Annotated in this window: 26 protein-coding genes and 2 other annotated features; of the genes, 2 read left to right on the top strand and 24 right to left on the bottom strand. The window is 32.4% G+C overall.

Features of this window, described 5'->3' with window-relative positions; all coding sequences use genetic code 11:
- Positions 1-102: 102 nt before the first annotated feature.
- The 3 genes from leuS to B5E48_RS09365 all read right to left on the bottom strand — a co-directional run bounded on the left by leuS (position 103) and on the right by B5E48_RS09365 (position 4,173).
- Positions 103-2,499: a leucine--tRNA ligase gene (gene leuS / locus B5E48_RS09375; RefSeq protein ID WP_087304857.1), complete on the bottom strand. Its 2,397-nt coding sequence runs from the start codon at positions 2,497-2,499 to the stop codon at positions 103-105.
- 35 nt (positions 2,500-2,534) lie between these two features.
- Positions 2,535-2,740: a binding site (T-box leader), on the bottom strand.
- Positions 2,741-2,785: 45 nt separating this feature from the next.
- Positions 2,786-3,511: a TrmH family RNA methyltransferase gene (locus B5E48_RS09370; RefSeq protein WP_087304856.1), complete on the bottom strand. Its 726-nt coding sequence runs from the start codon at positions 3,509-3,511 to the stop codon at positions 2,786-2,788.
- Positions 3,508-4,173 (bottom strand): M48 family metallopeptidase, encoded by a 666-nt coding sequence (locus tag B5E48_RS09365; RefSeq protein ID WP_087304855.1) that lies wholly within the window; start codon positions 4,171-4,173, stop codon positions 3,508-3,510. Before B5E48_RS09365 ends, B5E48_RS09370 begins: the two co-directional genes overlap by 4 nt.
- A 59-nt stretch (positions 4,174-4,232) precedes the next feature.
- Between B5E48_RS09365 and sspI the strand changes: the two genes are divergently transcribed.
- Positions 4,233-4,424, top strand: a complete 192-nt coding sequence (gene sspI / locus B5E48_RS09360) for a small acid-soluble spore protein SspI (protein ID WP_087243207.1) — start codon at positions 4,233-4,235, stop codon at positions 4,422-4,424.
- On the opposite strand, the gene B5E48_RS09355 is transcribed toward sspI, so the two are convergent.
- The 14 genes from B5E48_RS09355 to B5E48_RS09290 form a co-directional block, all read right to left on the bottom strand.
- A complete protein-coding gene (locus B5E48_RS09355; protein ID WP_087304854.1) occupies positions 4,419-4,832 on the bottom strand; it encodes a hypothetical protein in 414 nt (137 codons plus the stop codon). The two genes, sspI and B5E48_RS09355, sit on opposite strands and share 6 nt — an antisense overlap.
- Positions 4,833-4,834: 2 nt before the next feature.
- Positions 4,835-5,677 (bottom strand): hypothetical protein, encoded by an 843-nt coding sequence (locus B5E48_RS09350; RefSeq protein ID WP_143747016.1) that lies wholly within the window; start codon positions 5,675-5,677, stop codon positions 4,835-4,837.
- A 61-nt stretch (positions 5,678-5,738) separates the two neighbouring features.
- On the bottom strand, positions 5,739-6,854 hold the full coding sequence (locus tag B5E48_RS09345; RefSeq protein WP_087304852.1) for a S1C family serine protease: 1,116 nt from the start codon (positions 6,852-6,854) through the stop codon (positions 5,739-5,741).
- 105 nt (positions 6,855-6,959) lie between these two features.
- Positions 6,960-7,802: a patatin-like phospholipase family protein gene (locus tag B5E48_RS09340; RefSeq protein WP_087243203.1), complete on the bottom strand. Its 843-nt coding sequence runs from the start codon at positions 7,800-7,802 to the stop codon at positions 6,960-6,962.
- The gene (locus B5E48_RS09335) at positions 7,802-8,860 is read right to left on the bottom strand and encodes a M42 family metallopeptidase (RefSeq protein WP_087304851.1); all 1,059 of its coding nucleotides are present in this window, start codon (positions 8,858-8,860) and stop codon (positions 7,802-7,804) included. Before B5E48_RS09335 ends, B5E48_RS09340 begins: the two co-directional genes overlap by 1 nt.
- A gap of 109 nt (positions 8,861-8,969) precedes the next feature.
- On the bottom strand, positions 8,970-9,329 hold the full coding sequence (gene rplT / locus B5E48_RS09330; RefSeq protein WP_087243201.1) for a 50S ribosomal protein L20: 360 nt from the start codon (positions 9,327-9,329) through the stop codon (positions 8,970-8,972).
- Positions 9,330-9,347: 18 nt separating this feature from the next.
- The gene (gene rpmI / locus B5E48_RS09325; RefSeq protein ID WP_087243200.1) at positions 9,348-9,542 is read right to left on the bottom strand and encodes a 50S ribosomal protein L35; all 195 of its coding nucleotides are present in this window, start codon (positions 9,540-9,542) and stop codon (positions 9,348-9,350) included.
- Between the two features lie 15 nt (positions 9,543-9,557).
- Positions 9,558-10,097, bottom strand: a complete 540-nt coding sequence (gene infC / locus B5E48_RS09320; protein WP_087243199.1) for a translation initiation factor IF-3 — start codon at positions 10,095-10,097, stop codon at positions 9,558-9,560.
- A gap of 16 nt (positions 10,098-10,113) precedes the next feature.
- Positions 10,114-10,234: a sequence feature (ribosomal protein L20 leader region), on the bottom strand.
- 74 nt (positions 10,235-10,308) lie between these two features.
- Positions 10,309-11,148: an RluA family pseudouridine synthase gene (locus B5E48_RS09315; protein ID WP_087304850.1), complete on the bottom strand. Its 840-nt coding sequence runs from the start codon at positions 11,146-11,148 to the stop codon at positions 10,309-10,311.
- A complete protein-coding gene (locus B5E48_RS09310; protein WP_087304849.1) occupies positions 11,138-12,259 on the bottom strand; it encodes a glycerate kinase in 1,122 nt (373 codons plus the stop codon). The genes B5E48_RS09315 and B5E48_RS09310 overlap by 11 nt, the downstream gene beginning before the upstream one ends.
- A gap of 36 nt (positions 12,260-12,295) precedes the next feature.
- Entirely contained in the window at positions 12,296-14,239 is a 1,944-nt protein-coding gene (locus B5E48_RS09305) for a P-type ATPase actuator domain-containing protein (protein WP_241146958.1), read from the bottom strand.
- 56 nt (positions 14,240-14,295) lie between these two features.
- Positions 14,296-14,538: a hypothetical protein gene (locus B5E48_RS09300; protein ID WP_087297141.1), complete on the bottom strand. Its 243-nt coding sequence runs from the start codon at positions 14,536-14,538 to the stop codon at positions 14,296-14,298.
- Positions 14,539-14,615: 77 nt separating this feature from the next.
- Positions 14,616-16,205: a peptide chain release factor 3 gene (locus B5E48_RS09295; RefSeq protein WP_087304848.1), complete on the bottom strand. Its 1,590-nt coding sequence runs from the start codon at positions 16,203-16,205 to the stop codon at positions 14,616-14,618.
- Between the two features lie 61 nt (positions 16,206-16,266).
- Positions 16,267-17,484 carry an aminopeptidase gene (locus B5E48_RS09290; RefSeq protein WP_087304847.1) on the bottom strand — a complete coding sequence of 406 codons (1,218 nt, stop codon included), beginning with the start codon at positions 17,482-17,484 and terminating at the stop codon, positions 16,267-16,269.
- A 215-nt stretch (positions 17,485-17,699) separates the two neighbouring features.
- Here B5E48_RS09290 and B5E48_RS09285 point away from each other — a divergent pair, with 215 nt between their 5' ends.
- Complete coding sequence (locus B5E48_RS09285) at positions 17,700-17,909, top strand: cold-shock protein (protein ID WP_087304846.1); 210 nt, start codon at positions 17,700-17,702, stop codon at positions 17,907-17,909.
- Between the two features lie 33 nt (positions 17,910-17,942).
- Here the strand turns inward: B5E48_RS09285 and B5E48_RS09280 are convergent, their stop codons facing one another.
- The 7 genes from B5E48_RS09280 to B5E48_RS09250 form a co-directional block, all read right to left on the bottom strand.
- Positions 17,943-18,314, bottom strand: a complete 372-nt coding sequence (locus tag B5E48_RS09280) for a YbaN family protein (RefSeq protein WP_087243192.1) — start codon at positions 18,312-18,314, stop codon at positions 17,943-17,945.
- Between the two features lie 10 nt (positions 18,315-18,324).
- A complete protein-coding gene (locus tag B5E48_RS09275) occupies positions 18,325-18,612 on the bottom strand; it encodes a nitrous oxide-stimulated promoter family protein (RefSeq protein ID WP_087243191.1) in 288 nt (95 codons plus the stop codon).
- Entirely contained in the window at positions 18,612-20,261 is a 1,650-nt protein-coding gene (locus B5E48_RS09270) for an amino acid ABC transporter ATP-binding/permease protein (protein WP_087304845.1), read from the bottom strand. The genes B5E48_RS09275 and B5E48_RS09270 overlap by 1 nt, the downstream gene beginning before the upstream one ends.
- Positions 20,254-21,975 (bottom strand): ABC transporter ATP-binding protein/permease, encoded by a 1,722-nt coding sequence (locus B5E48_RS09265; protein ID WP_087304844.1) that lies wholly within the window; start codon positions 21,973-21,975, stop codon positions 20,254-20,256. Before B5E48_RS09265 ends, B5E48_RS09270 begins: the two co-directional genes overlap by 8 nt.
- 96 nt (positions 21,976-22,071) lie before the next feature.
- On the bottom strand, positions 22,072-22,887 hold the full coding sequence (locus B5E48_RS09260) for a metallophosphoesterase (RefSeq protein ID WP_087304843.1): 816 nt from the start codon (positions 22,885-22,887) through the stop codon (positions 22,072-22,074).
- Positions 22,888-22,909: 22 nt separating this feature from the next.
- Positions 22,910-23,476: an SMC-Scp complex subunit ScpB gene (scpB, locus tag B5E48_RS09255; protein ID WP_087243187.1), complete on the bottom strand. Its 567-nt coding sequence runs from the start codon at positions 23,474-23,476 to the stop codon at positions 22,910-22,912.
- Positions 23,476-24,204: a segregation/condensation protein A gene (locus tag B5E48_RS09250; RefSeq protein ID WP_087304842.1), complete on the bottom strand. Its 729-nt coding sequence runs from the start codon at positions 24,202-24,204 to the stop codon at positions 23,476-23,478. Before B5E48_RS09250 ends, scpB begins: the two co-directional genes overlap by 1 nt.
- Positions 24,205-25,210 lie beyond the last annotated feature (1,006 nt).

Below are 25,210 nucleotides of genomic sequence, written 5' to 3'. Positions count from 1 at the left end.
TATCAATAATTGAACATTAAAAAAGTGAATCTCTGCAATTAAGATACCTTAACTTTTAGAAATTCACTTCTCTCTTCATTCCATGTTTATAAATCAATATTTTTATTTCACAACAATATTGACAATCTTATTTTTCACGACAATAATTTTCACAATATTCTTTCCTTCAGTATGTGTTTTTACATTATCTTGAGCTAAAGCTTCCTGTTTCACGACTTCATCATCTTCATCTTTATTCACAGTGATTTTAGCACGAAGTTTTCCATTAACCTGTACAGCCATTTCAATTGTTGACTGTTCCAACATCGCTTCATCATATGTTGGCCATGGCTCATAAGCTAATGTTTCATCATGTCCAAGTAACTGCCACATTTCTTCACAGACATGTGGAGCGATACAGCTTAACATTTTGACTAAGTTTTCAGCATATGGACGATAAACAGTTTTAGCTTTATAAGCTTCATTGACAAAAATCATCATTTGTGAAATAGCAGTATTAAATCCTAATGTTTCATAATCATGAGTGACTTTTTTAACAGTAGAATGATAAACAAAGTCTAATGAATGATCATTTTCATCACTTAATTTATCAGATTCCACAATCAAACGATACACACGATCCAACCATTTTCTTGCACCGTCAACACCTGTTTCACTCCATGGTTTACTTGCTTCCAAAGGTCCCATAAACATTTCATAAACTCTTAATGTATCAGCCCCATAAGTTTGAACAATATCATCAGGGTTAATGACATTCCCTTTAGATTTACTCATCTTTTCACCATTTGTTCCTAAAATCATACCTTGATGATATAATTTCTGGAATGGCTCAGGATGTGACAAATATCCTTTATCATATAAATAACGATTCCACATACGAGAATATAATAAGTGTCCAACAGCATGTTCTGGTCCACCAACATACAAATCAACTGGTAACCAGTGATCCAATAACTTTCTATCAGCAATCGCATGATCATTATGTGGATCAATATATCGCATATAATACCAGCTGCTTCCCGCACTTCCTGGCATTGTACTTGTTTCACGTTTTCCAGCTTTTCCATTCACAGTGACATTCACCCAGTCTGTAGCTTTATCCAATGGTGATGCCCCACTTTTAGAAGGTGAGTAATCTTCTAATGGTGGTAAAATCAATGGTAATTCATCATCTGATAATGCAACGGAAGTGCCATCATCAAAATTAATCACTGGAATTGGTTCTCCCCAGTATCTTTGACGTGCAAAGATCCATTCTCTTAAACGATAATTCACTTTCTTTTCACCACAATGATGATCAGTTAACCATTGAATCATTGTTTCAATGGCATCTTCTTTATTCATACCATTTAAGAAATCAGAATTAATATGATTTCCATCCTGTGTCCATGCTTCTTTTGTGACATCTCCACCTTCAAGCACTGGAATAATTTCAAGACCAAATTTATTCGCAAATTCCCAGTCACGATCATCATGAGCAGGGACCGCCATAATAGCACCAGTTCCATATCCTGCTAAAACATAATCTGAAATCCAAATAGGTATTTTCTTTTGATTCACTGGGTTAATTGCATAAGCACCAGTAAAGACACCTGTTTTATCTTTATTTAATTCAGTACGTTCTAATTCAGATTTTGTAGCACAGACTTTCACATAGGCTTCAATCGCTTCTTTTTGCTGTGGTGTTGTAATCTTAGCTACCAATTCATGTTCAGGAGCTAACACACAATAAGTTGCGCCAAAAAGCGTATCACAACGTGTTGTAAACACAGTAAACTGTTCATCATGTCCATCAACTTGGAAATGCACATGAGCGCCAATAGATTTTCCAATCCAGTTTCTTTGAATTTCTTTGGTAGATTCAGGCCAATCAACATCCTCTAAACCAGCCAATAATTTTTCAGCATAAGCAGGAATATCAATAACCCACTGTTTCATATTCTTTCTAATAACTGGGTATCCCCCACGTTCACTTTTTCCATCAATGATTTCATCATTAGCTAAAACAGTTCCTAATTCTTCACACCAGTTCACTGGAATATCCACATTTTTAGCTAAACCATCTTCATAAAGTTGTTTAAAAATCCATTGTGTCCAATGATAATAATCAGGATCGCAAGTAGAAATACATTTATCCCAATCAAATGAAAAACCTAACATCTTTAATTGATGTGTAAAAGTTTCAATATTATGACGTGTAAATCCTTCAGGGTGATTTCCTGTTTTAATCGCATATTGTTCAGCTGGTAATCCAAAAGCATCAAATCCCATTGGATGTAAAACATTATATCCCTGCATTCTTTTCATACGTGACATAATATCTGTCGCTGTATATCCTTCAGGATGTCCAACATGTAATCCTTGTCCTGATGGATATGGAAACATATCTAAAGCATAGTATTTAGGTTTTGAAAAATCCCAAACATCAGTATAGAAAGTCTGATGTTCATCCCAATATTTTTGCCATTTCTTTTCAATGGCTTGATGATCAAATGGCATCATTTATCCCTCCTTATAATATAAAAAGCCGTCCTTCTAAGGACGACTTGATCGCGATACCACCTTAGTTCATATATGGAATCCATATATGCTCTCAAAACTTTAACGCAGTTAACGACAAAGACTACTCTTTTCATCTTTGTATCTCCAAGGCGAGTTCATTGTCTAACCTGTCTATTTCCACCACCCATAGACTCTCTAAAAAGTATCAACAACTACTACTCCTTTTCATCGATTCTAAACACAGAATATTATATCATATGTTTATTATTTTGCAAATCTTTTCTTAAATTTTAGGAAAATGATACATAACAATAGCTCCAGCAATCGCAACATTTAAAGATTCAATCGCTTGAATAGGAATATATAAGTGAGCATCACATGCATCTAAAACAGCTTGAGAAACACCTTGTCCTTCATTACCTAACACAAAAGCCATTTTGTCTTGTGGCTGATAGTGATGAATAGGTTGTGCCTGATGTAATGATGTTCCATAAACTCTGACATCATTTTGTTGGAGTGACGTGATAGCTTCTATCAAATCCATTTGACAGATGGACATTTGAAAAAGTGCTCCCTGTGTTGCACGAATGACTTTATCATTATATAAATCCACACTATTATAGGACATGATAATTTGATCATAGCCCAGTGCTAATGCTGTTCTGATAATCGTTCCTAAATTACCAGGATCTTGAATATTATCCAATAACAGATAACGCTGATTATTGGTATTGAAAAGACGATGATGTGGTTTATGACAGATGGCCATAATAGGTTGTGGTGTCTTTGTAAAAGCGAGCTTTTCCATGACATTGGAAGATACATAAATCGTTGGTTCTTCAAATGTTTCATGCAGCGTTGTAATAATTGTTTCAATACAATTGGCTTTTTTAGCTTCTTCAACCAAATGATACCCTTCAATTAAAAATTGATCTTCTAAATCACGGTATTTCTTTTGTTTCAATTTCATGATTTTTTTTATTGTTTCATTTTGTATAGATGTAATCATGTATGCTTCTCCTTTAAACGTTTTTGAATTTCCTTATAACAAGGCATTCTTTGAGCAATTTCGAGATAAAACAAAGCAGAGTGATTAGGCTGTAAAAAGTGTACGAGTTCATGAAGAATGACATAATCAATAAGTTCTTTTTCCAAATGAATAAGTCCTAAATGAAAAGAAACACGATGATCACGATAATAACAGCTTCCCCATCGACTCTTATATTTTTTAATCTCAATCAAAGGCATATCTAAATCAAAATCATAAGCTAAATAAGCAATGATTTTCTCTTCAATGTAATCATGTAATATTTGACGACACATTTTTTCAATACATGTTTGTATATCACGATGATAAACATAAATATCCTGATGATGAAATTGACATTTTTTTATTCCTATATCACGTAAAACAATACGATATCGCTGATTAAAAATCAAGACATATCCATGATCACAATATTGAGCATAAGGCTGATAAGCATTGATTTGTTTCAGTAAGCGTTTTTGATAAGTCTGTATTGTTTTTTCAATATATTCTAATGGTGTTCCATAAGGTGCACTGACAAATAACATTCCATCTTTAACACGCATACGTATATTTTTCATATACTTATATGTTAACTGATATGTTATAGTTTCACCATTTAATAAGATTTGATACTCTTTCATAAAACTCCCTGTATAAATCAAAATATTTATCCCATATTATATAAGAAAGGACTGATAAAATGCGTGAAGCACTTTTAATGAATCTCAAAGGATTTTCTCCAGCACAACTCCAAGAAACAATTGATGAAGGTATTGCTTCTCAAGAAGAAACAATTCTTGTTGGTTTAGGTGTTCTTTTTGAAGAATACTATAATTCTTTGGATCAGACTTCTAAACAACATTTTTTACAAAGCCTGAGTGCTCTTTTATAGACCATTTGATGGTCTTTTTTTATGAATATATAATTGTTTCACTTGTCTTAATGCAATAAACAGACATAAGAAAATAAAATTCCATTGAAATAAATCCAACATTGGAACAAAGAACAAAATAATCGCAATCAAGCATAAAACAAGAATAAATTTATATGTCAGAATATTTTCATAAGTATCAAATATGATTTTTGATATTTCAAAAATCATATAATCTAATAACCATAACAATAAAAAATATAATGTTGTATAAATATTGACTAAAAATAATCGTTGAATAGCTTCAAGAAATGAACATTCATAATATGATATCAATGATATCATAAAAGATACAAAAGCAATAACTAAAGTAGATAAAGCATTTCTCAACATATATAATGTCATTTTATCTTTTTTTCCTGGTGCCATAGTTATTCTCCTTTTTGAATAGGACTTAAAGGTAATGTAAAAGTATAAGGATGCAAATCATCTTCACTTTTCATTAATGTTATTACACAACATAACTGCATATCAAATAATGATCCTTGACCATCATAATATCCAATTTCTTCCATCTGATCATTTAAAAAATCTTCTGTTTTTCCTTTTAAATAAACAAATCTTTCATAATCATTAATATTCACTTCATGATTCTCTTCATGAGAATACATATAATTAATAATCATATAAGGATATTCTTTAGCAAGATCCTGATCTTTACTTGAAAAAACTCCTGTTTTTAACCAATTTTCAGTCACATATACATTGGTTAATGTATAATCTTTATTTGCTGAAGTATATGTCAACATATCTTGATTTTTTAATTCTATTGTCTGATCATAAGTTGTTTTGTTTTGACGATTGACTGATATTTGCAGTTTTGCATTTTGAATGTCTTCTTCTAAAAAAGCGTCTTCACTTTCTTGTTCATCTAATGTCACGACCTGATCATCATTTTGAATCTTCATTTTCTGAGATAACTGATGTTCCCGGGATAAAATTAAAGTCAATGTCACTTCATCATTCTTTTTAAAAACTTGCGATTTTAAAGGCGTAATGCGTGCATGACCATATCCCTGTGTTTGACCATCCTGATAAAATTGATATCCATCAACAACAAATTCATCATTTTCACCACGCAAACAATACTGATAATCTAATCTTTCTACATATGTATGAAACATAAAATTAGGATACCAGAAAAACAGTGTTGCAATTAAAAGAGCGAGTAAAATTAATGATAAAGTAAGTTGTTTTTTGACTTCATTATTCATATCATCACCAACACCCATTATATATTCTTTATAAAAAAAAGGAAAGACCTTTTCGCTTTCCTTATGAAGAACCTAAAGTGACATTGACTGAAGATGTCGAACCATTACGATTAATTGTTAATTTTATCGTATCACCAGGATTTTTAGAATAAAGTTCCGTCAAGAAATCCTTATATGATTCAATATCTTTACCTTCAATTTGTGTAATGACATCTCCTACTTGAATACCTGCTTGACTCGCTGGTGATTGACTTTGTACATCAGCAACATAGATTCCTTTATTTAAATTTGTTTGAATACGATACATATAAAGTTCATATGAAGAATAACTATCTAACGATACAGCTGAAATCCCAATAGTTGGACGATTCACTTTACCTGTTTCAATAATTTCTTCAACTAATTTAACAGCATCATTAATTGGAATAGCAAAGCCCATACCTTCAACTTCTTCAGAAAGTAATTTCATAGATGTAATACCAACCAATTCTCCAGCAGCATTGACTAATGCTCCACCACTATTTCCTGGATTAATCGCTGCATCAGTCTGAATAACATTCATATCCCAGTCTTCTCTACCATCATCATTCAAATCAACAGATACTGTTCTTGATGGAGCAGATACAATCCCTTGAGTAACTGTTCCCGCATATTCTATACCTAATGGACTTCCCACAGCAAGAACAGGTTCTCCTGCTTCTAATAAATCAGAATCTCCAACCTTATAGGCTGATACATCAAAATTAACTGTCATTTTCAAAACAGCAATATCACCATACTCATCACTACCTAAACATTCAGCTCTCACTGATTCACCATTAGAATAGATGACTTCAATAGATTGAGCATTTTCAATAACATGGTGATTTGTAATGACATAAACTGTTTTTCCATCTACTTTGTAGATGACACCACTACCACTACCAGCAAGTTGGTTATTTTGATAAACCGCAACACCAACAGCGGATTCCTTGGCACTTTCAATAACATCTGTTAAATCAGATTGCACATCATAATTAACTGTTTGAACAGTCGCATTAGATGAAGAAGCAGAATGACCACTTCCCTGATCCCCTAAGACTTTATACATCAAAAATCCATTACATCCTAGTGATACAATCAATAATAACACAACAAAGATTTTAAATAGCTTATTTTTATTCATATGTTTCATCATATATCTTTCCTTTCCATCATCAGATGATTTCTTTTTATATTTTTAATATAATATATAAATACCTTAACATTATTTTAAAAATGTGTGAAAATGTCAAAATAATGTCTATTCAAGGAGTTTCTTGATTTCTTCCATATGTTCTAAAGCTAATTGATAGCCATATTGATAAATACGATCAATCTTCTGTAAATCTTTTTCAAAAGAATCAATTTGAAGTTCTTCACTTGGTCTTAAAATAATCGCCTGTCCCTGTTGTTCTAACTGTTCACAATATGCCAATGTTTCATTATATAAAAGATGTCTTGTTAATAAGGGTTGTACTAATTGAGGATATTTTTTCTTTAATAAACGACTCGCAACAACATTAGCCTTTGATAGTGTTTTTTGATATCCTTTAGGTCGCGTTAGGACAATCAATAGTTTCTGATGTCCATCCTCCATAGCTTTTTTAACTGGAATAGGATCACAGATTCCTCCATCATAATATTTCTTACCATTTAAAGAAATAACTGGAAAAGCAAAAGGAATGGCACAAGTTGCTTTCAACATTGTACATTTTTCATCTAATTGTTTTCCATCCAAATATTCACATTGACCTGTTTCCACATTGGTCACACCAACTTTCACTTGAGCTGGATTATTTAAAAATGTATCCCAATCAAAAGGATAGATTTCGTTAGGAATCGTTTCATAAGCATACTTTAATCCAAATAAACTACGATCATGTAAATAATTACGAAGTCCCACATATCTTTTATCATGACGATGATTCATTAAAATATCATAATTACGTTTTGGCTGCTTAGACACATAAGAAAAACCATCTGTAATACCTGCTGATACTCCAATAACATAAGGAAAATCAACACCATAATCATTCAATGCATCCATCACACCACTAGAAAAAATAGGACGAAAAGTTCCTCCTTCTAATACAAGAGCACCCATTAGCGTTTATCCTCCACCATAGACATATACATGTCTTCGTCAAATTCCTTTAAGAAAGCAACCAGCATATCAACAGTCGCTTCAAAATCATCAAGATGAATCATCGTATAATGAGAGTGCATATAACGTGTCGGGATAGAAATAGTTAAATTCATGACACCCTGTCCCACTTTACTTAACTCTCCTGAATCTGTTCCACCTGCCAAATCCATATCAAGCTGATAAGCAATATGGTGATTTCGACAAATATTTTCTAATTGTTTTAATAAACCAGTATGACCAATCACACTGCCGTCCATCACACATAATGCGACACCATTTCCCAATCTGACATCGCCCTGTTCCCCGCCAGGAAGATCATACGAAAAAGTCACATCAATGGCTAAAGCCAAATCCGGTTGAACCATTTGTGCCACTGTTTTAGCACCACGTAATCCCACTTCCTCCTGTACTGTTCCTGCTACATAAAGAGTGGGATAAATCTTTTCATGATGCAAACGTTTCATAACTTCTACCATGACTGCGACTCCAATGCGATCATCCCATGCTTTGGAAAGTACACATTTTTCATTTTGCATCATAATAAAATCAGATACAGGCGTTACAGGATCACCTTTACCAATTCCCATATCTAAAACATCCTGTTTAGAAAAAGCCCCTACATCCAAATATAAGTCATCTACAGTAAGCACCTTTTCTTTAGGTGTCTGTTGTTTAAGAGCCATGACACCTTTTATGTTTAGACCATCACGTGTTTCAATATTCATTAAAGATGATGGTAAATGACGTGGATTCCAGCCTCCTACAGGCTGAACCTGTATAAATCCATGTTCATCTATATTTTTAACTAAAAATCCTATTTCATCAACATGAGCTGTTAATAAAACCTTAAATGGGCTCTCTCCATTTTGAATCGCTATTAAACTTCCTAACCCATCATATTGTATTTCATCTGCATATTCTTCTAAATATGTTTTCATTAATCTTGTTATATGTTTTTCATAGCCAGAAATACCATTGGCTAAACTGAACTGTTTCAACATTTCTAAATCAGCCATTTTTTCAACCTCCTGTTTTCTATTATACCTTATTTTTATATCATCACAAGAGTCCTAAAAATTATTCCCATTTTTTCTCCAAAAAAACAAAAAGAGGGAAAATCCCTCTTTATTTTGCTAAAGCTTTTTTTGCTGTATCTACAATAGCAGTAAATCCTTGAGGATCTGCAATTGCGATTTCAGATAACATTTTTCTGTTAATTTCTACATTAGCTAATTTTAAACCATGCATTAATTTTGAATAAGAAATATCATTCATTCTTGCAGCTGCATTAATACGTGCAATCCATAATTTTCTCATTTCACGTTTTAAATTTCTTCTATCTCTATATGCATATTCTAAAGAGTTCATGACTTGTTCATGAGCTGTTTTATATAACGCATGTTTAGAACCAAAATATCCTTTGGCTAATTTTAAGACTTTCTTTCTTCTACGTCTAGTTGTATATCCACCTTTAACTCTTGCCATTTTTTATCCTCCTATTCATTACCCTTGTAATCTAGATTTAATACGTTTCATATCTGAAGGGTGTACTAAAGTTGCTTTTGCTAAATGTTTCTTTTGTTTATGAGTCTTGTTATGAGATAAATGTGAAACATACGCATGTCCACGTTTATATTTTCCTGAACCAGTTCTTTTTAAACGTTTTTTAAGTCCACTATGAGATTTCATTTTTGGCATAATAATATCCTCCTGTTATTTTTTCTTTGGTGCTAATATAGCAGTTAATGTTCGTCCTTCTAATTTGGCAGGTTTTTCAATCACACAATAATCTGCACATTCAGCGACGAAATCATCTAGTATTTTTTGACCAATATCAATATGAGCGAGCTGTCTACCTCTAAAGCGAACCGCAATTTTAACTTTATCACCAGCTTCTAGCCATTTCAATGTTCTTTTTAATTTGACATTTTTGTCATGAACATCAATCGTTGGTGATAATTGCGTTTCTTTTAAAGAAACAGTTTTAGAATTCTTCTTCATTTCTTTTTGTTTCTTTTGTTGTTCAAAACGATATTTTCCATAATCCATAATACGACATACTGGTGTTTTGGCTTTTGGTGCAACACACACTAAGTCTAAATCTTCATCATATGCTGTGTTAATAGCCTGATTACGTGACATGACACCTAACTGGTCTCCATTTTGATCAATCACTAGAACTTCTTTGAAACGAATCTTTTCATTCACTAAATCGTCATTTGATTGATTGTTATACTTGCTAATAATAGCCACCTCCTATAAATTGTGTAGTTTAAACAAAAAGTGAGCACATAAAGCACCCACACATTGACATTAAGATATTCATCTTAGTGACATAAGCCTAGCATCATAAACACTCAGGCGAGAAGTAGGCACTTCTTCTTTCCACTACTTTTCATTTACTGTCATATCATAATAGATTTTTGATGATATGTCAATCTTTTTCTTAATAATATTGTTGAGTTTATCGTTTTTTGAATAGTTTTTCAAAACTTTGTGGTGTTGGTGATACAAAACGCATCTCCTTTTTAGTCAAAGGATGAATAAACATAAATTCATGCGCATGCAATCCCAGTCTTTTTAAAGGATTTGAAGTAGAATGATATTTGTCATCACCCACAATAGGATGATGTAATGAAGAAAGGTGGACACGTATCTGATTTTTACGTCCTGTATCCAAATAAACTTCCAGCATACTCCATTTTGGACAAGAGCGAATCACACGATAATGTGTAATGGCTCTTTTTCCATTTTGTTTGCTTGTTATATAAACATTTTGAGTTTTCGATTCTGCCAGATAATTATCTATAGTTCCTGATGGTTTTGACATTTTTCCTTCCACAATCGCAATATAACCTCTTGTTTTAACATATTGATTCCAATGATGAGTTAAAATATCATATAGCTTTTTTGATTTGACAAACATCAAAATCCCAGAAGTATATTGATCTAAGCGATGAACCAAAAAGATATTTTCATTTTTTGATGTTAAATACTTTTTCACAATAGCATAGGCCGTCTTTTGACTTTCTTTGGCTGTCGCTTCACTTAATAAACCACATGGTTTATCAATAACAATCAATTCTTTATCTTCATAAAGAATAGGAAAAGGCAAAGCATCTTTCTTTTTTTCGATAGAAACAATTTGCCCCTTCTTTAAAGGATATGCATAATGCGTCTGAATATGTCCATCTACATAAATACATTGAAATTTGAGAAGATTTTTTAGTTCAGAACGTTTCTTAGATGTTTGTTCTAATAAAAATGGTAGTAATGTCGTTGACGTTTCGACTTTATATTCCATGAATCATTTCCTCCATATGATCATAAACACAGTTTCTTAAATTCTCTTTGCCTTTTTGAAGAGCTTGTGATAGTGGCATAGATGATGGTGTTATGCTCCAGACATTTTGAAAACCTAACGTCTTTAATACATCCAAGTCTTCCACACGACCACAAAAAGCATAAACATTTTTATAATATTTTTGAGCCAGCTGTAAAACACCATATGGTGTTTTTCCATATTGTGTCTGATAATCCATCTTGCCTTCACCTACAATCACACAATCACATGAGGCAATAGCTGATTCTAAACCGACCATTTCACTAACAATATCAAAACCACGTTTTAAATGTCCCTGACACAACAACAATGCATAACCAAGTCCTCCTGCTGCTCCTGCTCCTGGTTCGTTATGAAATGACACACCTAACTGCTTTTCAATAAGATGACTATAATGTTTCATGGCCTGATCAATTTTTTGACAATCATGAGGAGCTAATCCTTTTTGTGGACCATAAACATATGTTGCACCCTGTTGTCCACATAAAGGATTGGAAACATCACAAACACCTATGATTTCAATATCTTTGAGTCGTTTTTGGAAATGACTCCAATCCATAGAAACAATCTCTTCAAGTCCAGCCATTGTCAATGGGACCGTGAGATGCTGGTCATTGAAAAAAGATACACCTAAAGCCGCTAACATACCAATGCCTCCATCATTTGTTGCACTGCCTCCTAAACAAATCATGATACGTGATATAGGAAACTCTAGAGCCTTTAAAATCAATTCTCCTAATCCATATGTTGTGGTCAAATATGGGTTTTTATCTTTTTCATCTAAAAGTTCTAATCCGCAAACCTGAGCACATTCTATAATAGCCAAATCTCCAACAATTCCTAATGGCGCTTTTCGCTTTTTAAAACAAACACCTGTCACTTCATATTCGTAAATACGTCCATTCATAGAATGAATCAATGTTTCTAGCGTTCCTTCTCCACCATCTGCCAGTGGTAGACATTGTGTGACAATCGCATCATCATAATCTTGAATAGCCTGTTTGATTTGCATACTGGCTTCTAAAGCACTCATACTTTCCTTAAAAGAATCAGGCGCAATCACAATCTTCATTTCTCCACCTCCAAAAAAAGAGTAGACTATTCTACTCTATAAAATACATGTTGAATTTCTCATTACAAAAGCTTTTAATAAAATTTCAATCAAGACAATAATCCATAAAGGAATAGCTGTCCAGCTTAATGCGACAATTAACATTGCTATCTTAACAACAACAGTTAAAATATTATTCATAACTGCAATTGTACGCATATGACGTGCAATAACAAAAGTTTCATAAACTCTATTTAAATTGGCATCAATCAATACAATATCACTATTTTCTACAACTTTTGGATCAGCAAGTCCACCACGAGAAATACCGACATAACTTTTCTGTAAAAGTTCAATATCCTTAAAAGTATCACCAATATATACAACTGGTCCCGTTAAAGAATCCATTTTTTCCATTTTTTCTTCATTTGTCAGATTGTTATAAATCATATATTGATCATCTTCTAATGCCACTGGACCATCATTATAAATAACTAATGTTCTTCCCATATGAGATAGCTTTTTAAACAGATTTAATTCCTCATTTGTGACCTCTACCCCATCAAAACGGTCATAAACAATAGTCTGAGCTGCATTCACTGAATCTAGCCCCATTGATGATTCAACAATAATTCCATTTTGAAATGCTTTCGCAAATCCTGCCAACATCCCTAAAGATGTTGCCTGATCACTTGATAAAGCACCAGATATAACAAGGAAGATGGCTCCAACATGAATATATGCTCCATAATCTTCAAAATTAACAAGCGGTAAAACAATACCTAAAAGAAGTCCTAGAATAGTCATAACAGGTGTATAAAATTGTGCTAAACGTTTTGTATATTTTTCTACTTTTGATTCATAGACTGGTGCTACACTGGCAATATTCATTAAATTCATGTAGTTAGAACTTTCATAAGTTTCATCAACCTGCACATAAATAGGCATATCACCAACATTGACATCACCACTACGTACATGACTTCCTTCTTTCACAACAACAGGTTCATAGGTACTGGTATTAGAATAAGTGCTCATTGCTGAAACACCTTTATGAATAGTCCCTGGAATAGAAACAGTTTCTCCTGGTTTAACCTCCAGAATATCACCAATTTCTACATCATATAAAGAAACTTTTTCTTCTGTATCATCTTTCCATTTGATTCCTGTTTCAGGCATTTCCACAGCGTTATCAATTTTAAGTAAAGAACGTTCTAGAACTTTATTTAAAAATGGTGTCGACAGTTCATAAAGAATCAAAGCAAAACATGTTTCAATGTAAGCTCCTGAAACAATTCCAAAAACCATCGCTATAAATATGATAAGAGATTCACTCAAAAACTTCTTAGATAAAATATCTCCCCAAGCTTTTTTTAATAAAGGTGTTCCTAATAAAATGACTGTCACCAACCATAAAACAGGTGTCATCCATGTATGATCTTTAGATGTTACCAAAGCCAAAGCAATTACAACCAATAATATTCCCACACGAATATATGTATGTAAATATTTTTCATTAAAGACATCCTGTGAACGAATAGGACGATGATGTTCAATGATTTCCACAGAAGGATTGATCTTAAACAATTCTTTTCTTAATAAACTTAAAACATCACGTTGATGAGATGTCAGTAATAACAGCTTGTTTTGTGCATCATAACGTACATTTTGATATCTATGATCTTTTTCTATTCTTTCAACCAAAACATAAATATCATCTTCTGTAATCATATTTTTAAACATGAAATAATATTGACGATCTTTCTTTTTCGCAAAATCATATTCACGTTTTTTACCATCAATGACCTCTTTGACAACCAGATCTTTATTTATACTTTGAATAAGACTTAATAAAGCATCAATATCAAGACAATGAAAAACAATACTATCTTTATTAACCTTAATATGCGAAACTTGTTCTTTTTCATTTAATTTCAAACTTAAATGATTCAATTCTTCAACCGATTGAATATGAGAGATTTCAAAAGTCTTTTTTGTCAATACAATCACCCTTTCTACGACATCATAACATATTTTTTATAAAAAACAAAGAAACATCATGATTTCTCATAAGATTGAGCATGTTTTACTAATTGAAAATACTCTTTAAATTCAGCTTCACTGCAACTTAAAGAAAACTCTTCTCCATAAATTTTATAAAAAGAAACTTCCATGTCACCTGTACGAATCATACATAAATAAACTTGACCTTTTTTAAAAATAATCAGTTCTTCTTTACCAATTTGCATACGCATGTCCTGAACACAGCGACAATAACAGCGTTTTCCTTCATTAGCCACAGGTGACACCTCCTTAAAGATATTCTATCACTTTTCATATGGCTAAAAAAGAAAAATGATACCCTTGTGAGTATCATTTAGTTTTGTGAAAATTCTGCTAAAACAAGATCAGGATTTTTATCTGTTGCCCAACGAACACCCCATTCATTAGAGAACAGTAATAAATATTGTCCTTTTAAATCTTGAACTTTCTTTGTATCTGATGAAAGATTCAATTTCTTAAAATCAACCTGATCATTTTTAATCCAACGAATATATTGATATGGAAGAGGGGTACTGACAATGTCAACATTGTATTCATTTTTTAAACGATATGTTAAAACCTCAAACTGTAAGACTCCAACAACTCCAACGATAATTTCTTCCATACCGCCACCAAGCTCAGTAAAAATCTGAATAGCTCCCTCTTGAGCAATCTGTTCTACACCTTTAACAAACTGTTTACGTTTCATTGTATCTTTATTTCTGATTGTTGAAAAATGTTCTGGCGCAAAAGTCGGAATACCTTCATAGGCAAATTTATTTTTAGCCGTGCATAATGTATCACCAATCGAAAAAATACCTGGATCAAAAACACCAATAATATCTCCTGAATATGCTTCTTCGATTTCTTCACGATTTTCAGCCATCAGTTGTTTAGATTGATTTAACTTAATCTTTTTATTACCCTGATAGTGGAAGACTTCCATACCTTTTGTAAACTTTCCTGAACAAACACGCATAAAGGCCATACGGTCACGATGTGCTTTATTCATATTGGCCTGAATCTTAAAGACAAAAGCACTAAAATCTTCAGAAAATGGATCTATTTCACCCATATTGCTTTGACGAGGCAATGGTGATGTTGACATTGACAAGAAATGTTTCAAGAATGGTTCAACACCAAAATTTGTAAGTGCTGAGCCAAAGCAGACAGGTGATAGTTCACCTTTGTGGACACGTTCAATATCAAACTGTGCCCCTGCCCCATCTAATAATTCAATATCATCTTGTAATTGTTGATACAAAGTTTCCCCAAGATGTTGTTTTAACTGTTCATCATGCGCATCACAAACTTCAACATCCACTTCTTTTTTACCACCCTGAACTGGAATAAAGCGAATAACTTCTTCTTTTTGACGTTCATAAACGCCTTTAAATTCTTTACCACAGCCAATTGGCCAGTTAACAGCACATGTTTCGACTCCCAATTCACGTTCAATTTCTTCCATTAATTCATAAGGATCTTTAGCTTCCCTATCCATTTTATTAATAAAAGTAAAAATAGGAATATGACGCATAGCACAAACTTTAAATAGCTTACGTGTCTGATCTTCGACCCCTTTTGAACCATCAATAACCATGACAGCACTATCTGCCGCCATTAATGTACGATACGTATCTTCTGAGAAGTCCTGATGCCCTGGTGTATCCAAAATATTAATACAAAAACCATCATAATTAAATTGTAATACAGATGATGTGACTGAAATTCCTCTTTGTTTTTCAATTTCCATCCAGTCACTGACAGCATGTTTAGATTGCTTTTTTCCTTTGACCATACCAGCTTCCTGAATAGCTCCTCCATAAAGAAGAAACTTTTCAGTTAATGTTGTCTTCCCAGCATCTGGATGCGAAATGATAGCAAAAGTTCTACGTTTTTGCACTTCTTCTTTGAATTCTGACATGATTTTCCTCCTTAACGTCTCTAAGAAATCATATTAATGAAAATCTTATCGTTTGTCAATTTTAAAATGCAAAGTTTCCATCTTTAAAAATCATAAATGTTGATCCATCTTCTAAAGTGGCTTCAATAGACAAATCTTTTGTCCCAATCATAAAATCAACATGTGTCAAAGAATCATTAATACCCTGTTGATAAAGTTCCTCTTTACTCATTTGAAGACCATCTTTGATACATTCACCAAAACCTTTACCAATAGCCAAATGACAAGATGCATTTTCATCAAATAATGTATTATAAAAAATCAGATTTAACTGGCGAATAGGTGAATCATAAGGAACGAAAGCCACTTCACCTAAATAATGACTGCCTTCATCCGTTTCAATAATGCTTTTTAAAACATCCTGCCCCACTTTAGCATGATAATCCACAATACGTCCATTTTCAAAAGTGATATTAAATTCATCAACAATATGTCCCTGATAATGTAAAGGCATAGAGCTATAAACAACGCCATTGACCTGATGGAAATCAGGTGAAGTAAAGATTTCTTCTGTTGGTATATTAGGAAAAGAATAAATCCCATCAGTTGTATAACTTCCTCCTCCAGCAAATAAATATTGAGGATTCATACCTATAGTTAAATCTGTTCCAAGACTATTAGAATAATGTAAGGATTTGATTTTCTTCTCATTTAAAATACGAACACGTCTTTCAAATGAACGACGATGTTCATTCCACGCTTCAATAGGATCTTCCTGATCACAGCGTGTCACCTTGAAAATAGCTTTCCATAAAGCATCAACCGCTTCCCCGTCACTCATTTCTGGAAAGACTTTATTTGCCCATCCAATACTTGGAGCGCCCACAATACACCAGCGATTAATCCCTAAATCTAATGCATCATAAAATGGCTGACAAGCCTGACGCACCGCTTTACTCCAAGTTTGAATTTTTAATGGATCGATATCTTTCAATGATTCAGGATCAGATGATTCAATAGAAATCAAAGCTGCATGTTGAAGCGCATATTGGTTTCTCATTTCCTGAATATAAAGTGGAACTGTTTCAAAATGTTTTTGATCACAATGTTCATATCTTAAACGTGTTACTTCTTCATCACGATAATTGACAATCACATCCTTTGCACCCACTTCATAAGCTTTTTTTGTTAATAAACGGACAAGCTGATAACTGTCAATAGACGCTTCAATGAATAAGTCCTGTCCTTTTTGTAAATTCACACCTTGTTTAATAATAAGTTCAGCATATTTTTCTAACATGATTATCCACCTTTCTATCTAATCAAATGATACCCTATTTTGTTCTATTGTCAACAAGAACTTGTGCCATAAACGACTCTATGTTATAATAAAAAAGCAAAGGAACATAGCACGTATTTTTAAAAGTATTAGTTATTCTTCAAAGCAAAGATTTATTAGTCGTTTAAAAATGAAGTACTGGTTTTTTGCGAAATCTTTTAAGGAGGTACTTCATAATGAGTACAGGTAAAGTGAAATGGTTTAAATCTGATAAGGGTTATGGTTTTATTACAATGGAAGGTCAAGACAAAGATATCTTTGTTCATTTCTCTTCTATTAACGCTGAAGGATTTAAAACTTTACAGGAAGGTCAAACTGTTGAATTTGATATCGTTGAAGGAGATAGAGGACCTCAAGCTACTAACGTAACAGTTATTGATGATTAAACCATATAAAAAACACATCTTCGGATGTGTTTTTTATATGTGTTCTAACTTGATTGTTTTGATTTTAAAAAGGAAATAATAATATTTAAAAATATATAATCCAATAATAAAAACTCTTAACCACCATAAGTCTGTCAAAAACAATGGAAAAGCAAGCATGAAACTGGCAAGACTTAAAATACAGATTTTTGTTTTTAAAGTCATTGCTCTTTTTTGAACAAATGGTTCTAAATGTCTTTGATAAGCCTTTGTAGATACAAACCAGTTATGCACACGCTTAGAGCTCCTTGCAAAACAAAAGCCAGCCAGTAAAAGAAAGGGTGTTGTTGGTAATATAGGCAATACAATCCCAATAAATCCTAGACCAAAGCTAATCATTCCTATCATCAAATAAATATAACGCATACGCTTCCTCCTAAATTTTTAAAGCATGACGTAAAGCCAATAGAGGATGATAAAAAATCATTCTCGGTCCACTATAACGCATGACTTTTTTGATTTGCTTTTGCATATTCTTTTCATAACAATGAATATGACATTGACTACAAAATGTTTTATCTTTCATCATGGGACATTTTTCAATACGCTTCAAAGCATAATTGACTAAAGTCTTTTCATCTATATCATCATGATGCAAACAATATAAATGAATCATCAAAGCCACAACTTTCATTTCTCTTTGTCGTTTCTTTTCAATATTCATTAGCTGACCCTACCTTGATCCATTTTGATTGTTTGATTGACAATCTTCATTGTCGATTCACGATGAGAAACAAGAATAATGGTTCTCTCTTTTTCATTTTGTAATGCTTTTAAAATAATCCCTTCATTTAAAACATCTAAATTACTTGTTGGTTCATCTAATAAAATACATTCTGCCTGGCTCAGAAATGCTCTTGCTAGTGAAATTCTTTGTCTTTCTCCTCCTGATAATGATGACCCCAGTTCACTGACAGGTGTCTGATAACCCTCAGGTAAGGACATAATCCAATCATGCAGACTGGCTTTTTGACAGGCTGCTTGAATCTCATCACTTGTAGCATCCAATTTTGCGATTTTAATATTATTTTCAATCGAATCATGGAATAACACAGTGTCCTGTGTCACATAAGCAAACATATGACGCATATTAGATGTATTGATATTTGTTAAAGGTGTTTGACCTATTTGGATCACACCACGAAGAGGATCATAGAAACGCATAAGTAACTTTAATAAAGTCGATTTTCCACTACCACTCTTTCCAATAATACCTGTCACTTTTCCTTTATCAAAATGAAGATGAAGATTCTGTAAAATAGGATCATCTTGTTGATAAGCAAACGTCACATCATCAACGTGGATATCATCAAATGATATATGAGGCTGTCCCGTCACTTCACAGATAGCTTCCTTTTCTTCTAAAATGGCCATGACACGACGACCACTGCTTAATGTAGAAAGTAAATTATTTGCCAGATTAGACAAGGCCATCACTGGTCCAAAACTTGAAAGCATCAGTACTACTGCTGTTATGACATGATAAACATTGACTTGATTTTGTAAATAGAAAATATACATCACGATAAACATAACGAAAGATGAGATAGATATCAGCAATTGTGAACTTACAATTTGCGTAGCTTCAATATTTTTCATCTGTCCTTGCATATCCTCAATACAATCACTACGCTCATTCATCTGTTCAAGACGTTTGTTACCAGCATGATATTGTAAAAGTGTTGATAAACCACGATAGCTTTCTAATAGGAAACTGCTCATATTACCAATTGCATCACGATTCTTTTGCCCTATCTCCTGCCCTTTGTGATTGACATAAAAGGGAATCACAATGGCCATCATCAAATAAGCAATCAAGGCAATCATCATAGCGAATATATGTATATGAGCAAAAAATTTCAATAAAATCAAAGATGTGAAAAAAGCAATCAAAACTGGTGAAATCGTATGAGCATAAAAAACTTCAAGTAACTCAATATCATTGGTAATAATAGAAATTAAGTTGCCTTTGTCTTTACCATCCAATTTGGCTGGTGCCAGACGTCTTAATGCCGTGTATACATGATCACGTATAATCGCTAGAAGTTTAAACGCAATATAGTGATTCAATGCCTGTTCACCATAATGAAGGACACCTCTTAGTATTGCCAAACATAGCAAAATACCTAAAACCCATGAAAGAGGAAAGTGTGCATACATCCCTGTTGTCTGTAAAATAGCCATCACCGCTATAACGGGAATACCAATCGCACAAAGAAAACCTAAAACACCTAACAAAACAGCTCCTAACATTGGAAGTGTTAATGGTTTGACAAGTTTTAACATTTTCCATATTAATTGTACATTATTCATGGCTATACACCTCCAATTCCTGTTGACTTTGATACATATGATGATAAATGCCTTCTTGATGCATAAGCTTTTGATGTGTTCCCTGTTCTACCAAAGCCCCTTGTTGCATCACATAAATCTCATCACAATGAACCACACTTTGTAAACGATGGGTAATGAAAATAACCGTTTTTGTTTGTATTAATGTCTCAATGACATTTAAAATATGGTTTTCACTCTCTACATCAATATTACTTGTGGCCTCATCAAAAATATAGACATCTACGTTTTTAAGTAATGCTCTGGCAAGATTCAATCGTTGTTTTTGTCCACCAGATAAATTACTTCCATTTTCTAATAAAGGCGTATCCAATCCCATTTGTTCATGGAAAAAGCCATCTAAACACACTTGCTTTAATACATCCCATAACTGTTCATCACAATACTGTGAAAACATATTTAGATTTTCTCTAACCGTTCCTTTCAATATCATAGGATCATGTGTCACATACATCACATGTTCCATAAAACTCTCATCACGAAGGTCACTACGTTGATGATCACCCATATAAAGATATCCTTCTAAACAACGATGATAGCCCATCATTAACTTAGCTATTGTACTTTTTCCTGAACCACTTTCTCCAACAATACCAATAAATTGATGTGGCTGAATATGTAAAGATACATCCTTTAAAATAGGTCTTTTGTCATCATATTGAAAAGAAACATGTTCAAGTCTGATATCAAAGGAAGTATCTAAATCATATTGACCATCTGATGATACAGGCAAATCTAAGATTTTAAAGATTTTATCACTCGCAGCAATACCATTCATCGCAATATGAAAGAAAGAGCCTAACTGTCTTAATGGAATAAAGAACTCAAAAGACATCAAAACAATAAACAATGCGCCAAACAATGATAAAGTCTGATTTTGAAAATGTGTAATCGCAAAAAAGCATCCTAATCCTGCCCCACCATAGGCAACAATATCCATAATACTGATACTATTTAATTGCATAATCAAGACACGCATTGTAATACGTCTAAAATTCTCTGCTTCCTGATTCATCTGTTGTTGTTTATAAGCATCACTTTGATAAATCTTTAATGTTGTGAGTGCCTGAAGATTTTCTAAAAAACTATCTCCTAGTGTTGTATAGCTGTTCCAATATTTAGAAAGCAGTTTTTTGGCAAACTTCTGTACGAAAATAATCGAAACAGGAATCAATGGAACACAGACAAATAAAACCAAAGCACTTTTCCAGTCTAAGAAAGCTGTCAAAACAAATAATGTGACTGGTGCTAAAACACTATAAAATAATTGTGGTAAATATAATGAAAAATAAGTTTCTAACTGATTAATACCTTCTACTGATAATTGAACCAATTCACTTGTTCTAACATGATCTTGATAATGACTTCCTAAACTTAAAACTTTTTCAAAAAGACGCTGTCTTAAAGTCTTTTTCACAAGACTTGCTCCTTTAAAAGAATAATAAGTTGCCTTTTTTAAAACATAAGCTCGTATCATCAAAGATACAATCATAACAAGTAAAATCAAAACAACTTTTTCTATGGAAAGTTGTTGATCAAACAACTGTATAAACAAAACACATATCAATAACGTCAACACAATATTCATCAATAAAGCTATCCATTGACAAAATACCTGTTTCCATATATATGATTTTGCATCTGGCATTTCTTTTAATAATCTCTTGTCAAACATGAATACTCTCCTTTTTTGTTAGTCTTATCTAACCAAAGTATCCAAATGTTAGCATAGAGTAACTTGCAAGTCAATAAAAAGTGATAGAATATCCTATCACTTGTTAAAATGAGCTATATCATATGTTTGCCATTGTTGATTTTTTTTGATCAATCCCTGATAACGATATGTTTGACAATCATATTGTAAAACATTTAAAAATTGTGTTGTGATCACAGAAGAATCTAAATATATAAAATCACCTAAACAACAGATCTGATGAAAATCAGATTGATGAGTTACTTGATGTGTACCAATATGTCCAGCAATGACTTTTTTATAAAACTGTCCTTGCGAGGCAGGATATTTCATCAAATAGGTATTGACTGTTGATACCTGTTTCCATAGTTCTGGTTGATAATCAATGACTTCAATACCAGCATGCACAAAGATCTGATGATCATTTTCATAATAATAAGGTAAATGTTTTAACCAGTTCATAACAGAAGCATGTTTTTGACATATCAGTTCACGGCATTGATGATACATATCTTCTATTATAGAGAAACGATCTTGATGATAAGCAGATGCTCGTTGATAGATGGATGTCATTTCATCTTCACCTGTAAAACTTTCTAACGTTGAAAAAGACATATCTATTTGCGTATCCAGATAAGTTTCACGATCTTCTAAAAAAGATAGTAACCATTCTTCATGGTTTCCTTGTAAAACAATCACCTGTTGAGGATATGCAATTTGAAGCTGATAAATATATTGCAGTGTCAAACATGAATTTCCATGACGATCACCATCAACATAATCACCAACTAAAATCAATTGATCACCATTTTCAAAACGAACCCATTCATCAACAACATTCTTTAATAAATCATATCTTCCATGAATATCTGAAATCGCATAAATATATGCCATGATATCCTCCTACCCTACAATATTATTCTTCTGTATATTTCGTATTAAAAATATCTTCCTGATCAAAATCTTCCTTCATTTCTTTTAATTCAGGCAATTCATCTAAGGAAGTCAATGAAAATGCATCCATAAATTCATCTGTCACTCCATATAAGATGGGTTTACCCGGTGTATCTTCTCGTCCAACTTCTTTAATTAAAGCTTTCGCAGCTAGTTTTCTAATCATCGCGTCACATCCAACACCACGTATTTCTTCAATACGTACACGTGTAACAGGTTGATTATAAGCAATGATTGCTAAAGTTTCTAATGCTGCATTAGACAATGTATTTTCACTTTGTTCAATCATTCTTTGATAATATTCATGATGTTTGGCAAGTGTGGCAAATTTATAGACACCACCAAAATTAACCAGTTCAAACCCTTTGATTGTCTTATCATTTTCAATTTGAATCAGTTCATCAACATATTGTGTCGCTTCTTTTTTACTTAATTTTAAAACAGAAGAGATTTGTTTGATTGTTAAACCTTCATCTCCTGATAAAAACAACATACCTTCTATCACACTTAATATTTCATTTTTGTCCATCAAACTCTCTCCTTTAAATAGATATCTTCAAAGTTTCCATCCTGTTCAATAACCAGTTCATTTTTATTGACTAAAACAAGAACAGATAAAAAAGTAATCACAAAGAAGATTTTTGTTGGTTCCTCAAACAAATCTTCTAACTTGACTCTTTGATTTTTATGTATACGAAAATACTGTCTAATCTGATCACTACGTTCATCAATAGAAATCTCAACACGTGCTATTTTAGATTCTAATGGTGCCAATAATGCTTTTCTTTGAAACATCTTTTGCATAGCTCTAATTAAATCATAGACTTCCAAATTATTTGGAATCATTTCTGTTGTATCAATAACATATTCATCCATAAAAGCAGGAGCTTTTGTATGAATATATTGTCTTTGTTCATATTTTTCTTTAAATTCATCTAAGACATCTTTATATTTTTTATATTCAATTAATCGTTTGATTAACTGTTCTCTTGGATCTTCTTGATAATCATCTTCCAATTCAACCTTTTGGGCTGGTAAAAGCATTTTACTTTTCATCTCAATTAACTGTGCTGCCATGACTAAATATTCTGACATTGTTTCTAATTGCTGAGCATCCATTTGATCAATATATGCAAGATATTGATCAGTAATAACTGAGACTTCCAAAGTTTCCAAATCCATTTCCTTTTCTTTAATTAAATGCAACAATAAATCTAATGGACCCTGAAAATCTTCAAGAACAACTTCATATGCCATGCTTCCACCTCCACTAACTTATGTATTATAACATAAAGTCCAATGCCATGACTATATAGATTGACTAAATATTCTTCTATGGGATTATTATTTTTTTAAGGAAAACATCTTTTGCATCATTTTCTTAACTTCATGACTAACAGTCAATTCCTTTTCTATCGGTATTCTTCCATAAACAAATTTTAAACAATTTTTTGCCTATATGCCATGACTATAAAGATCATCTAAATATTCTTCTATAAGGTTATTATTTTTTTAAGAAAAGCATCTTTTGCATAATTTTCATAACTTCATGACTAATAGTCAATTCCTTTTCTATCGGTATTCTTCCATAAATAAATTTAAAACATTTTTTGCCTATATGCCATGACTATAAAGAAGAACTAAATATTCTTCTATGAGATTGTTATTTTTTAAAGAAAACATCTTTTACATCATTTTCTTAACTTCATGACTAATAGTCAATTCCTTTTCTATCGGTATTCTTCTATTGAATATCTTTAATCCATAGATCAAATCTCTTTTATTCTTGTTTTAAAACTACTTTTCATCAAGACCAATAAACATCAAATATTCTTTCATTATAGACATGACTTCATGCTGACGAAGGAATGTTGTATATATACAATCTACACATGACTATCATCAATGACACACTTTTCTTGAAACATAAGACCATTTAAAAGATCAGCAAAACAGTCAGAATGACAAAAATAATTCTTAATATGTGTATCAAATCAATTTCTAAAATTCATCATAATAATAGCTCCTCCTATTATTTATATACGCATTTTTTTATGACACACTTTTTTATCTTTATAAAGATTATAACATAATATTTGCTTATAGCATACTTTTTGATAAAGTAAAAATCCTTTTTACAAAGGATTTCAGGCTGTTGACAAAGTGGTAGAATTTTTTATTAAATCTACCACTTCTTTTTATTTTTTATGCAAATTGATAAATTTGTACTATTTTCCTTATATGTCTTTCTTTTTTGTTCGGT

Source organism: Massilimicrobiota sp. An105, assembly GCF_002161155.1.
In the GTDB taxonomy this organism is placed as follows: domain Bacteria; phylum Bacillota_I; class Bacilli_A; order Erysipelotrichales; family Coprobacillaceae; genus Allocoprobacillus; species Allocoprobacillus merdigallinarum.
This window is presented reverse-complemented; position numbering and strand designations above follow the sequence as displayed.